The following is a 14561-nucleotide window of genomic DNA, read 5'->3' as shown; positions in this document are numbered from 1 at the left end:
CTTCTCCGGAAGAGGCCGGGGTAGTTTCTATTGTCACGATTTTTTTTTTTCATCTCTCTTATGTCTTTCTTCTGAGGCATAGAGCCTCCATGTATATCTTGCTTTATTCTTCTCCGGAGTAGGCTTGCTTAGACTTGTTGAATCAGCAATCCAAACTTTTTCACTTTAAAAGCTCTCCATCTCCTTTAATTTTGTTATTTTTGCGAGCAATTGCTATTGTACCATTTGGCGAGTAAACAACAACATAAATTATAGATAGGAACCATGAGTAAAGATCCTAAACAACAAGAAAATCTCACACCTGAACAAGAAGTCGGTGTGATCGTTTCGAAATCTGAGAAGTTCATCGACGACAACAAGAAGAACATCACAGTCGCAGTCCTCGCTGTTATCATCCTTGTTGGTGCTTTTTTTGCGTACAAGCATCTCTATGCCCAACCTAAGGAAGATAAGGCAAAGGAAGCAATGTTCAGAGCTGAACACTACTTCGGGGTAGACTCTTTTGCTCTCGCTCTCAATGGCGATGGAGCCAAGACTACGGGTTTCCTTGAGATCATCAAGAAGTATGGATCGACAGAAGCAGGCAATCTGGCTCAGGCTTATGCCGGTATCTCATACTTCAAACTTGGAGAGTATGACAAGGCTTTGGAGCACCTCAAGAAGTTCTCTGCGGACGATGAAATGTTGGCTCCTACAGTCGTGGGGCTCATCGGTGATTGTCTTGTCGAAAAGGGTAATGTACAGGAGGCTGTCTCTTACTTTGAGAAGGCAGCGGCTAAGGCTGACAACTCTGTGATCTCTCCCGTCTATCTCAAGAAGGCCGGTCTGGCTTATGAATCCCTTGGGCAAAATGACAAAGCAATGACTTGCTACAAGACCATCAAGGATAAGTACTACGATTCGGAAGAAGCCGGTCTGATCGACAAGTATATCGAAAGGCTCAACTTGAAGTAATCAGGTTTACAGCGAGTTCCGTTTTCACCGACTGAAAACGGAACTTGTTTGTTTTTTATCCCCTACAAGGAGGAGGTGATTTTGTCTTTTTGATTAAATTCAAAAGAGAAAAACATTTGGACTCTTCTTTGATTCTGCTAAACAGGATAGGACTTTTCTTATTTGCTTGATTTGTTCTTTCTGTTTTTATCCTCAAGCTCTCTTCCGGAATAAATACTTTCTACAATATACAGCTTCGCCGTTTTCTTTGTTTTCTTGTAGAGATTTTTGTCTCTGAGCTGGAGAAAGTGTTTTTAATTGTTTAGATAATGCCCTATTTCCTGATGCAATTATGATTGCAGATACCTTTAGTGGATGACGCTTTGGGGATCTGTCGGAAGACTATAGCCGGAGGTCGATAAAATACTTGGTTCGCTTGATGAGAAAAATAAAATATAAGGAGATAAGTTAATATGTATAAACTTGTCTTGAGTGATTTTGCGATGTTCGTGGTGCTCAAGACGAAAATGAATTTTAAGATGAAAGGTGTGATAAAGCTGTGTGCAATAGCGTTGTTTGCTGCTGTCGTGTGTGGTGGATGTACCATGCAGGATGGCTCTAAATCAGTCACAGAACGTGCAACTTTGGAACTCTCGCAGTATGCAGTCGAACTGTCGAATGAGGCTCAGGCTGCCACTCCCCTTGTGACTGTAGAGACCAATCAAGATGTCGTAAAGGTACAGTCTCTTGCGCCTGATTGGGTTGAGGCGAAATACCTCAACAAGAAAATATACATTTCTGCAAAACCAAACCAGTCCGGAGTGAAGAGGACAACCAATCTTTTGGTGTTTGCCGGTACTGAGTTTGACATCATCAAGGTGACACAGAAGGGATCGACGCTCTTCTTGAAGGTCTCTCCGACAGAGATCTCCGTCCCTGCTAATGGTGAGACACTGTTGATCGATGTCAAGTCGAATGGTGAAGATTGGAAGTATGAGGTGGAAGAACAGTCAGAGGAGTGGCTCTCTGTAAACCGAATCAACGACTTTCTCCAAATCATGGTAGCCCCCAATACCGCCAGCCACCAAAGGCGAGGGCACATTTATGTCGAACTTCGTGGAACGAGCCCGGTGGAGATAAACGTTGCTCAGCAGGCGTTTAATAATGGGGCAAGATTTGGTTTGCCTTTGTTGGAGAAGAAACCTACCAAACACGCCATCATAGACTATGAGAAGAAACAAGGAAGCTATGTTGTCAAGTATGACGATGAAAATTACGGATCTCCATTGGATATCCCTTATATCGTTTTCCTTTATGCTTCACCCGTATTCAAGTCTGTCACATACTACATAGTAGAGGCAACAAAGAGTATTCACCAAATCGAGATGGTCTCTAATGATGCCAAGACTTTGATGTCTGATGAGTTCATTCAGACCTTGATCGATAAGGGCTTCGAAATAAAAAAGAAAAAAGGCTCTCAAAACTATGAAGGTGTCAGTCAACAACTTGGCTTCAAAGTCGTAGTTGAGATAAAGGAGTTGAAGGAGTCGAAGGTCATCTTTACGCCTCTTGGGGCATAACGTCATTATGCCGATTAAGTACGTTTCATTATACCCAAAGACCATAAAGGAAGTAAATGATGAATGTTAGAAGTGTGATTAAATTTGTCTCGATGACTTTGGCTCTGCTTGGACTTTTTCAGTCCTGTGTGCCACAAAACGAGATGAAGAGAAATCTGGATGGAGCTGTTTTGGAGCTCTCTCATGAGACGCTCGAACTTACAAGCCAGCAGATCGAAATGGGATATGTCCCCCAGATCCGGGTCAAGACCAACCAGTCCTCAGTGAAAGTTGTCTCTCTCGACCCAAGTTGGTTGAATGCAGAGTACAGGGACAATGGTATATACATATCTGCTCTCGAGAATAAGTCCGGAGTAAAGCGTAGCACCAATATCTTGGTCGTGGCAGGAGGAGCCAGAGAGTTAGTCTCTGTCACTCAGAGTAATGCACGCGTCCTTCTGGACGTGTCTCCTAAAGATGCCGAGCTGTCTCCCGAAGGAGAGGCTATCTTGGTCGATATCCGATCTAATGAGGCCGAGTGGATCTTTGAGGTCGAGGAGGGGAAAGAGTGGCTAAGGGTCAATCGTATAGACAACTTTATCCAGGTTATAGCGCAAGCCAATACGACTCTCCGGGCTCGTACAGCACAGATTTATGTGTCTGTGTCCGGAAAGGTTATGGTTGTCAACTTTACCCAACAATCGAGTAATAAAGGGGCTAAGTTTGCCCTGCCACTTTTGGAAAGAAGATCTTCTCCATACAATATCATAGCATTTGAGGAGAAGAATGGTAACTATCTGTTGGAGTACTCTTTTTCCGGTGGCTTGCTCGGACTTCCGGGCTCTGCTTCGGTCAAGTTTGTGTACGCATCACCTGTGTATCACAGTGTCCTTTACAGTGTCAATACCTTGACTGGCTTGATTACCAATATCGTAATGACTTCTTATGAACCGGAGATATTGCAATCGGATGAGTTCATGGACTTTTTGACTTATCAAGGATTTTCTATTTCGAATAATACTACGGATCCTACGGGACAGATCTTGAGTTTTTCGGGCTCAAACCTTGAAGCTGCGTATGGAGTGGATATCAGAATCAATAAGGATGCAACCAAGCCTTCTACCATTACGCTCAAGTCAAGAGGCCGACAGACAGAGTCATATAAGACCTTCAAGACGTTCCCATTCGACAAGTATGAGTACTTGTTTGAGGGTTGGACATATGCCAAGATCAAGGAAAGTGAACTTGCTGACGGCTCTACCGTCGACTATGAGACACCGAGTGAAAAGGATCCGAAGATTATAAAAGAGTCTCAGTACTCTGTCGCTCCGGAGAAGCGCCCCCTTGTGGTTCGTATCTTCGGGATGAATGAGGACAAGATAGATCCTGCTACAGGTGCCATAGCTGATCGTCTCGACCAGTTGGTCGCAGTCTTTGATGATGTGCATCTTGGTGCTTTCGTATCTGAGGGTAAGTACTATCTGACCGAAGAGTTCCAGAATCTTTTGGCAGCCTCCGGGTTCAAGTACATAAAGGAACAAAATGGAATAACTCAGTGGTATCATGACGAGAAGAAAATCTTGATCATGCCTCGCGGTACACGATTCAGTTCGGTCTTGGACTTGATGCCGGTACTGGCAATAAGTTATTTCCATCGTGATCTAAGTCATCAAACTACGGCTCAGATGAATGCAACTTTGTCGGCAATGTACGATGAAGTCGTACGCCAAGACCGGCTTTTGGGGGCACAGCGATGAATATATGTGTTTTGTTGTAGTAAGATGTAGGACCTCAGGTGACTGATACTCTTGTATCTGACACAATATGGTGCTATGAATATGAATATAGATATATGAACAGAAGAAATATAAATACTCTGATCCTTGGATGTCTCACTGCCTTGATTACACTCTATGGTTGTAAAGAAGAGAGGCAGGCAGACCTTCATGTCGCAGGGACTACCCAAAGCTCTGCTTCCGGAAGATCAGCTTCTTTGTTTGCTCCTAAGAGTGCTTATCCCGGTAAACTTATCTTCAAGGTAAGTGAGGGCCTTCTCGGAGACATCAAACTTGTGGATGCCGGAGGCGTGCAGATGTCAAGCATGCCTACGGCCATGTCTGCCGCTTTCGGGATGATGAAAGCCAATAAGGTGGAGAGGCTTGTCCTTCCATCCGGTAAATATGAGGGGGCTCTGAAGGAAGCAGGACTCGATCGTTGGTTTGTAGTGACATTTGATGAGGAAGTTGCTCTCATCGATGCTTTTGCGATCATGAATAATGTGGGCGGTATTGAGACGGTTGAATACTCTTGTCAGGCTGAAGTCTTTGAAGCACCTCAGGGGGAGTCTCCCGTCTATGATTTTATTCGTTCCGGAGAGCTTCCATTTGATGATCCAATGCTGTCACAGCAGTGGCATTACAACAATTTGGGTGATAAGTATTGGGCAAAACAGGGATGTGACATCAATCTTTTCAATGCTTGGAAAATAACCACCGGTACGCCTAATGTCATCGTCTGTGTCGTTGATGGTGGGATCGACGTTACCCACCCGGACTTGAAAGACAACCTATGGGTAAATAAAGCAGAAGAGAAGAACGGCATTGATGATGACGGTAATGGGCGTAAGGATGATATTCATGGATTCTGTTTCGTTGACCTGACCGGAGATATTCGTCCTGATCCTGACGGTCACGGTACACACGTTGCCGGTACGGTCGGAGCAAGATCCAATAACGGAATAGGGGTGAGCGGTGTAGCCGGCGGAAATCATAAAGATCTCAAAGAGACCGGTGTCCGTATCATGTCTGCAGCCATCCTTAGGGCTAATCCTGACGGTGTCACGACAAAAGGTGCATCTGCTGAAAACATTGCAAATGCGATTATATATGGAGCATTAAATGGGGCTACCATCTCTCAAAACTCCTGGGGCTATCCTTTTGCTTCCGGAGTGGAACAGACCCCTACTGTCGTAAAAGAAGCGATAGACTTCTTCATCGACAAGGCCGGAACGGTGCTTGATACCTCTGATCCAAGATATGGACAACAGAGAGAAGATGCTCCGATGAAGGGTGGAGTCGTTTTCTTTGCTGCCGGAAATGATAATGTGGACTTCCCCACACCTCCGGCTTCGTACGAGCGTGTCGTGGCTGTCGCTGCCATCGCTCCAAACTTCACTAAAGCAAGTTATTCGACATATGGAAACTGGGTAGATATTTCTGCTCCCGGTGGAGATATGCAACGATATGGCGAGAAGGCCGGTGTCCTCAGCACTATGGCTCCTGACATGAAGCCTAAAGCTCTTTATCATTATTACCACGGTACTTCCATGGCTTGCCCACACGTGTCCGGAGTCGCAGCATTGGTTCTTTCCAAATTTGGAGGCCCGGGGTTTACCAACGAGGACTTGAAGACACGCATATTGGCATCTGTTCTTCCTATTGACTTGGACAAGGTCAATCCAACTTATGCCGGTAAACTCGGCGTGGGAACCATCGATGCTTATGCCGCGGTCACTTTGGTAAACAATAAAAAGGCTCCTGAGAAGCCTGTCTTTATCGCTGAAAAGTCAACAAAAAATGCCTTTACAGAGCTTACACTCTACTGGAACGTCCCCAAGGATGAGGATGACAAACAGCCTTTGAGATATAAGTTGTACGTCTCAGATAAGGAGCTGACGAAAGATAATTATATGAGGGTAGGGGATGTCTCCGGAACGGCAAATGGATTTATCAGTGGATCCGGAACGGAGCCTGGTGATGAGATGAGCTTTACTGTCCCTTATTTGAAGCCGGGACAAGCTTATCACTTCGCACTCGTAGCGTATGACAAGTGGGGAAATATCTCTGAGCCTTCGCTTTTTGTCGGGGAGACAAAGACCAATCATGCTCCTGAGATTACGAACCTCCCCCAAGAGCCCCTTCTCGTCATAGATACTAATCATAGCTATCTACTCGAAATCGAAGAAAAAGATGGACATTCGTGGACTTATGAGATCTCAGGTGACAGAGGTGGGGTTACCCATAAGAAGACTTCGAAAGGTATCGAACTCACTATTCGTCCGGTGTTGGGAGAGGGTGAACATATCTGTAAATTGACATTAAAGGATGAGTTGGGGCTTGCCAAGACTTTTGATGTCCCATTCAGGGTCGTTCATGTTCAAACACCTGTCATGAAAACAACCATCAACTCCCTTTTGGTCGGAGTAAAGAGTGGTCCTTTGGAACTGGCTTTGCCTGATTTCTTTGAGAAGCAGTATTACTTGACCCTGAGTTTTAAGGCCGTTTCTACAAAACCTTCTGTCGCAAGCACCTTTATTGACAAGGATGGTCGCTTATTCATCATCGGAGAGAACTCAGGAAACACCTCCGTTGTCATCACCGCAAGTAATGGGTACAAGTCGATAAGCACAACGATCGAAGTGAAAGTTACCGAGGATGTTACGGATGATGTCCTCTCTGTGTGGCCATTGCCGGTGGAGAGGGTACTTAATATCTGGTTGCACCCTAAGCATAAACGTGCTGAGGTGAAGATACAGAGCATCAATGGAGAGTTGATCTTGCACGAGGCGGTCAAGGCAAATACTGTCGGTATTACCTCTGTGGATCTGCGAACATTGAATCCGGGATCCTATGTCTTGGTCATAAAGACGGGAGAGAAAGAATCTGTCCGTAGTATACTTAAAAGATGACCCGATCGTCTCTTGACTTAATAAGAACATATTGTAAGCCAAAATGAAAAATATGAAGACTGATTTATTGCGTAGGTGCTGTCTTGGCATACTGATATTGGGAGCGATAGCTACTTCCAATACCTCTCTCGCTCAGACTCGTCTATTGCCAATACTCGAATCTCCCGTGGATGCTCGAGCAGCTGCGATGGGAGGAGTTGCACTGATGAATACGGATCGAAGCTATCTATACATCAATCCCGCTTCGATTGTGTATCAAGACACCAAGTTTACGGTCTCTGCCAATGGGGTACTCTTCCCTAAATATGGGGCCGCAGACGGTCGTCTTAAAAAGGCGACCATATCTGTAGGGCAAAAGTTTTTTGATCGACATGCTTTTTATGCAGGTTTCCGTTACCAGGGAGGTTTGTCTCACAAGGTCTCGACCGGTCAATTTGATAATCAAGATCCATTGGAGTACAATCCCTTTGACTGGGTTGCTGACCTGGGATATGCTTATAGGATAAGCAAAAGATTTTCTGTGTTTGCCACCGGCTCTTTCATTCAGAGCTATACGGGTCGTGCGGCCTATGCAGGAGCTTTTGGTATTGGAGCAAACTACCTGAAAGACTTTCAAATCTCTGAGACAGATGTTTTGCTTAACATAGCAGCTCGTGTAGCGGATTTTGGGACTCCGTTGTATTACTCATCTTCCGAGTGGTACACACTTCCGAGCAAGGCTGAGTTGACAGCGGATCTGACAACATTATTTAGTAAGAATCACAAGTTGGTCACTTTGATAGGAGGACGATCATTCTTTATGCCAACAAATGTCCAAGTCTATCAGGCCAATATGGGAGCCGAGTATATCCTTTATGATTTGCTCAGTCTCAGAGCCGGTGTTCAGCTTGGCAATCGATCGACCGGGCATTGGTCATGTGGCGCCGGGCTGGGGTATAAGAGGGCGAAGATTGACTTTTCGTTTTTGAGAGGTCTCAATATAACGCATAGCGATAGGCTTGTCTTGACACTATCGTACAACTATTGATTGAATAATAACTAATTTATATAAACTGAATATGAAGAAAATAGTAAACCTTACATGGGTACTCCTACTATCACTTATTGCAGTGTCTTGTACGGATCTATCCTCGATCTATGGCAGGATTGATGAGCTGGAAGCTCGTGTGAACAAGTTGGAAGACTTGATGAAAAATGCAAGAACAAGGATCGAGGCTCTTCAAGGATTGATTGATGCTGAAGCAGGTAAGAAGTTTATCAAGGAGTGGATTGAGAAACCATACGGTTATGATCTGATCATGTCGGATGGTAGCAAGTTGAGTCTGATGAACGGTCGCAATGGAAAGACTCCTAATGTTTCTGTCACAGAAATGAATGGTACCCTTTACTGGACTATTGATGGAGAGCTTATGAGAGATGCTCAAGGCCAACCTATCAGAGCAAAAGCTGAAGATGGAAAGATGCCAAGAGTGCAGATTACAGGTGATGGATATTGGCAGATCAGCACTGATGACGGCGCTACTTGGAAGGATCTCAGAGATGAAAATGGTGAAAGAGTACGTGCTAAAGGTCTGGATGCTACTCATACCCTATCAATTACGGAGACAGATGCGGCTATTATTATTGTCTTCGGAGGTAAGACATTTACTATTTCTAAAGTCGCCGGTGGGGGTGGCAGTCAGCCTGGTGTGTTTGATCCGAACAAAATGGCTATCGAGTATGTCTCTGAGTATGGTGTAGCCAAAGATGGTAAGAGCTTTGCTTCTGCTCATACCGCGGATGTCCTTGGGGTATTTGCGTTCAATGACGCAACCGCTCTTTTTGCTGAATCTTTCTTGGTCGGAAAATATCATTTCCCTTCGGCAAGTGAATGGTTAGGTATTGTCCCTCAATCATCGAACATCTCTTTTACTTCAGAGAGTGTAAAGACCGGTGTTGTCGAAAAGATCAAGGTCGGGAAAGATCAAGTCGAAAAGGACTATACAGCAGAGTATAAATCAGTATCGAATGGTATTGCCTATGGGATCAAGTTTATAGACAAGAGTAACACCATGCGTACAGCCTATAGGTATCAAGTCGTTGGTCTTTCGAAGGATAGCAACGATGCTTATCTCAAGGTCACCGCTCGTCTGATAGGTGCAGATGCCAAAATTACTTTGGATACCATTGCTGATGAAGCTTTTTGGAATAAAGACAAAGCTAAAAACAAGGAACGCGTCTTCCCTGCTGCCGGGTATCAGAAAGGAACCAGAGTAAATCTTGGTACACAAGGATTTTATCCTGCATCTGATGCCTATGCAACATCGGGATTCAATAAGTATAAGGTGCAAGGATTGGAATTTGATCAAGCCTCAGCTAAGATCCACAGATCTGTACTGTTAGGTAACACTGATAAATATAAGTTCACCATACGTCCTTTCAGTGATTTCTGATGAGAGACTGTCGAGACATTGCTTCTCCATGAGAGCTCTCTGTAATTCGTAAAGGATAATTTAGAGAAATGTGAGTTGGAACTTAAGTTGCTCGCTGAGTCAGTTGCTTGCATTTTGTTGCCGGCAGGTAGAGCTACGTGCCAAATGGGATGCACAGACCGAGAGTGGCTTAAAACATAATTGTCCGCTACGTCAAAGAGAGTCTTGGACTACGTTTATTGGGACACGAAGGTTTATGAGAATACTCACATCAAAAAAGAATAGAAATAATTAAAAATAATGGTATGAAAAATCGATTTCTGATGCTGTTGAGTCTGTTGATGATCACAGTCGGAACAGCTTTCGGACAGGCTATCACTGTTAAGGGTCTCGTGGTGGATGAAAACAACGAGCCCTTGATGGGGGCAATGGTGCGCCTCAAGAATAATGCTGCGGTAGGCGCCCAGACCAATCTTCAAGGTGAGTTTACGTTGAAGGCCAATGTCGGTGATATTATCATCTTCAGTTATTTGGGATATGCTACTCAAGAGTTTCCCGCAACTGCGAAGATGAGAGTCCAGTTGAAGCCCACCTCGGAGCTTCTTGAGGAGGTTGTCATCGTCGGTTATGCATCTAAAAAAGTTGCAGCCACATCTGCGTCTATTGTCAAAGTTAGTTCGAAAGAACTTGCAGAAAAACCTACGGCCAACATCTTCGATGCTGTGCAAGGTAAGGTGGCGGGGCTTCAGGTGGCCACTTCTTCTGGAGAGCCAAGTGCGACAGCATCCATCAGACTTCATGGTAGGGGATCTGTCAGCTCGGGTTCATCACCCTTATACATCCTTGATGGTATGCCTGTGTCAGCCGGTGTCATCCAAGGTATGAACCCCAATGATTTTGAGAGTATGCAGTTCTTGAAGGACGCTGCTGCAACTTCTATCTATGGTGCTCGAGCGGCAAACGGTGTCATCTATATCACTACAAAGCGCGGTACCGTGGCAGATAAAGCAAAGATCACTGCCCGTGCGCAGTATGGTATCTCTTCGCTTGCAAACACGAGCTACTATGACAGATTTCAGAATACAGATGAGACCTTCAAGATGTTGGAGGAGTTCGGTATTGTGACCGGATCTGCTCTTACAGATATGAAGAATAAGTTTGGTAAGAATAATACCCAATGGTATAAATACTTCTATCGTAATGCTCCTACTTATCAGGCGGATATCAATGTCTCCGGAGGTAAAAATGAAACCAATTACTTCTTTTCTCTCGGTATATTTGATCAGCAAGGGCTCAGAGCCGGTTCTTCGTACAATAAGGTGAACACTCGTCTCAATGTCAACAGCAAGTTGAACGACTACATCAAGCTCGGGCTCAACGCCAGTTTGGCATATTCTGATACAAAGACCAGTCCCTATGGTTCGAACAGTTTGGGAGGTGGGTTATCGCCATTCATCGCTCCATATTATACCCCATACGATGAGAATGGTAATGAAATCTTCGAAGGTGTCATACCCGCCGTATTCCTCTTCTACAACCCCAAGTATGTTGTGACAAAGAATGTCTACAATACCAATGATGTCGTACTGAACACTATTGGAAATGTGACCATCAGTCCCTTCAGGAACTTTCAGATCCGCTCTCAGTTAGGGGTAACCCTCGGTTACAACATTTATAGTGACTTGTCGAAGCCTTCCTTCCTGAAGAATGCAGGTCAGGGAAGCAAGACCAGATCATTCAATGGGAGCAACTCACTATCAACCAATACCGTTGCAGACTACAAGTTTAACATAGAGGACGATCATCACTTCTCCCTTCTTGCCGGCCATGAGTATACCGCCTCTCGTGTAGATGGGTTTGGAGCTTCGGGTACCGGTCTTGTGGACGATAATCTTACGTTACTCTCTGCCGCGACAAAAGACAAAAGAATCACAGAGACCAGCTATGAGTATGCTTACTTGTCTTTCTTCGGCCAATTTGGCTACGATTATGCAGGGAAGTACTTTGTAGACTTAGTGTTACGTAATGATGCATCTTCTGTCTTTGGAGCTAATAGACGAAACGGCTTGTTTTGGTCTGCCGGACTTCTATGGAAGGCCAAGAAAGAGTCATTTTTGGCTCAAGTCGATTGGATAGATGCTCTTGATGTCCGTTTGAGCACAGGTACTCAGGGTAATGCGGACATCGACTACTACGAATCTCTCGCTCTTGTAGGGAATTATAGCCAACACAATGGTATAAAGGGTTGGGGACTTGTGAGCCCCGGAAATCCTGATCTTGGCTGGGAGAGACAGCGTAAAACAACTTTGGGTGTGACCTTTGATGTGTTCAGCAGGTTGCATATCAATGTCGAGTTGTACGATCGTTTGACTTCGGATATGTTGATGGATGTCCCTTATCCTTATACTTCAGGTCTTGAATTGACGGGTGCCTATGCCTTTATCAAACAGAATATCGGTAAGTATCAAAACAGGGGGCTTGACCTCAACATCACTGCAAACCTTCTGACCGGTAAGGACTACGAAATCTCTACTTACGCTAACTTCAACTACAATAAGGATAAGGTCCTTGAGTTATTTCAGGGTAGAGACTCTTGGATTGCACCCAAGACCGGTATAGGGTATATTGTAGGTGAGCCTATCATGTATGTGCTCCCTATCTTCAAGGATATCAATCCGAAGAATGGTTATCCACGTTGGTACTTGCCTTCTACCGACACAAATGGAGTCATCCATCCGGAGGTGAAGCATACAGATGATGGGCTCCTCACTTCCGAATATTCTGATGGACTTGAGCAAAATACGGGAGTGACTCGTTATGCTCCTATTTCGGGAGGTTTTGGTCTTGCCGGAAATTGGAAGGGCTTATCTCTACAAGCTGATTTCGCCTTTATCTTGGGTAAGCATATGATCTCGAATGACCGATACTATATCGAAAATCCGATGAAGTATGCCGGACAAGGCTTTGTACAGGACAAAGAAGTGATGGACTACTGGAAGAAGCCACTTCAGGATGCAAAATATCCAAGTCTCGAATATCAGAGAAAGTATTCAGAAGCTCTTTCGTATGACACTCGCTTCCTTGAGAACGCTTCATTCATGAGGCTTAAAAATGTCACCTTGGGATACACTTTCCAAAAGAATCTGATCGACAAACAAAAAGTCCTTACCGGAGCCAAGATATACCTGACAGGGCGCAACCTCCTTACATTTACGAAGTATAGAGGACAAGATCCGGAAGATAACAGTAATGTCTCCAGAGGTGTAAATCCTAACACGAAACAGTTTACTTTAGGGGTAGAGTTGAGTTTCTAAGTTTAATGAATGTATAAGAAAACATGAATAAGATATATTTGAAAACAATCCCTGGTGTCATCATGATGCTGTTGATGATGATGTCATCATGCAACTTGGATCGACTCCCTTCGAATGCCATACCGGAGCACATGTCCTTGAAAACTGTTGAACATGTCAAGTTTTGGGAAGCCGGATTTATGGCCGGGCTTCGTACGGTTCAGAAGGGGATCTTCGAAAATCTTCAGGATGTCCAAGCTGATCAACTCAATGCGTCTATTGGATTTGCCAACAATATGGTCGATGCTTATGCTTGGGAGTCTTTCAAGGCTGCCAATGAGGATCTCGGAAGTGTCTGGCATGCGTATTACAATCGTATCAAGAACATCAACTATGCTCTTCCTCGTTTCTCTCAGATCCCTGCCAAGACTGCAGAAGATCGAGCTATCATCGATAGAGCTACCGGTGTAGGTCACTTCTTGAGAGCGTACTACTACTTCAATCTCTCCATCAGGTACGCCAAGCCATACAATGCGGAGACTGCGGAGACAGACTTGGGTGTGCCCCTTGTATTGATATACGACCAGTATGGTATGCCTGCTCGTGCAACCAACAAGGCCGTGTATGAGCATATCCTCAACGTTGATATCAAGGAAGCCAAGAGACTTTTGGGAGCCATGGATGGACGTCCCATGGCATCCAATATTACCAAAGATGCCGTGCTTGCCTTAGAGGCTCGTATCAAGCTCTATATGTCTGATTGGAAAGGAGCTTTGGCTGCTTCCGAAGCGTTGATATCTTCCGGGACCTATACATTGTCCACACCTGTGGAGGAGAGCTTCAGACTGATGTGGCATCAGAGTCTCTCTACAGAAGAAATCTTACAACTACAGATCCAAAGGCCTGATGAGCTTCCCAATACTTCCAATTATTATGGAGCTACTACGGTTTATGAGAAGGAGCATGGACTCCGTAATAACCCCGACTATCTCCCTTCTCAATGGATGGTCAACTTGTACTCAGATGCAGATATCCGTAAGAAGGTATACTTTGAGAAGCAAAACTGCTTTTACCAAGGTGAGACTTATCTCCTCAATGTCATCTCAAAGTTCAAGGGAGATGTTGATTTTGCGACCTTGATTGGGAGTGTATACAGTGTGTGGGGGGGGTATGTCCCCAACTCATTGACCAATCCTAAAGTCTTTCGTATAGCAGAGCAATACTTGATTGCAGCAGAGGCCGCATATATGTCGGGAGATGCAGACCGTGCGGTGAAGTATCTCAATCAGTTGCGTTATAGTCGTCGATTGGGTCGAGTCAATGCAACCGGAAATAAGTTGCTTAGAGAGATCCGGGATGAGCGTACGAGAGAACTGGCATTTGAAGGCTTCCGTCTTTGGGACCTCCGTCGTTGGAATATGCCGATGAAGCGTCACTCTCCTCAGACTTTGAGCGGTGGAGCTACTCCATTCCTTTATAATGGTGCCGGACTTGATCTTGAGATTCCGGCAGGACATGATAAGTTTGTCTGGGCCATTCCAAGCAATGACATAAAGACCAACCCTAATATAGCGAATCAGCAGAATCCGGGGTGGGGGTTATGATCCCCCTCGGATGAGAGAAGGTCTCTGTCACCATAAGAGATAGGAAGCGTATATGATGAACGATGTGAGATCAT

8 protein-coding genes are annotated in these 14561 nt (G+C 44.8%); all 8 read left to right on the top strand.

Annotation, left to right across the window (positions count from 1 at the left end):
- Window positions 1-264: 264 nt before the first annotated feature.
- The 8 genes from EL262_RS03975 (at window position 265) to EL262_RS03940 (ending at window position 14487) form a co-directional block, all read left to right on the top strand.
- A complete protein-coding gene (locus EL262_RS03975) occupies window positions 265-954 on the top strand; it encodes a tetratricopeptide repeat protein (protein ID WP_036845110.1) in 690 nt (229 codons plus the stop codon).
- A 452-nt stretch (window positions 955-1406) separates the two neighbouring features.
- A complete protein-coding gene (locus tag EL262_RS03970) occupies window positions 1407-2513 on the top strand; it encodes a BACON domain-containing protein (protein ID WP_025838567.1) in 1107 nt (368 codons plus the stop codon).
- A gap of 59 nt (window positions 2514-2572) precedes the next feature.
- Complete coding sequence (locus tag EL262_RS03965) at window positions 2573-4249, top strand: BACON domain-containing protein (protein ID WP_223191293.1); 1677 nt, start codon at window positions 2573-2575, stop codon at window positions 4247-4249.
- 95 nt (window positions 4250-4344) lie between these two features.
- Window positions 4345-7179, top strand: coding sequence for a S8 family serine peptidase (locus tag EL262_RS03960; RefSeq protein ID WP_025838572.1), 2835 nt, complete (start codon window positions 4345-4347; stop codon window positions 7177-7179).
- Window positions 7180-7231: 52 nt separating this feature from the next.
- A complete protein-coding gene (locus EL262_RS03955; protein WP_159100528.1) occupies window positions 7232-8206 on the top strand; it encodes a PorV/PorQ family protein in 975 nt (324 codons plus the stop codon).
- Between the two features lie 31 nt (window positions 8207-8237).
- Window positions 8238-9611 (top strand): PL29 family lyase N-terminal domain-containing protein, encoded by a 1374-nt coding sequence (locus tag EL262_RS03950; RefSeq protein WP_025838576.1) that lies wholly within the window; start codon window positions 8238-8240, stop codon window positions 9609-9611.
- A 284-nt stretch (window positions 9612-9895) separates the two neighbouring features.
- Window positions 9896-12904, top strand: coding sequence for a SusC/RagA family TonB-linked outer membrane protein (locus tag EL262_RS03945; RefSeq protein WP_078735548.1), 3009 nt, complete (start codon window positions 9896-9898; stop codon window positions 12902-12904).
- Between the two features lie 23 nt (window positions 12905-12927).
- Complete coding sequence (locus EL262_RS03940) at window positions 12928-14487, top strand: RagB/SusD family nutrient uptake outer membrane protein (protein ID WP_078735547.1); 1560 nt, start codon at window positions 12928-12930, stop codon at window positions 14485-14487.
- The last annotated feature ends 74 nt before the right edge of the window (window positions 14488-14561 follow it).

This window comes from Porphyromonas cangingivalis (genome assembly GCF_900638305.1).
Taxonomy (GTDB): domain Bacteria; phylum Bacteroidota; class Bacteroidia; order Bacteroidales; family Porphyromonadaceae; genus Porphyromonas_A; species Porphyromonas_A cangingivalis.
The sequence above is the reverse complement of the archived record's forward strand: the minus strand, read 5'-3'. Positions and strand labels throughout refer to the sequence as shown.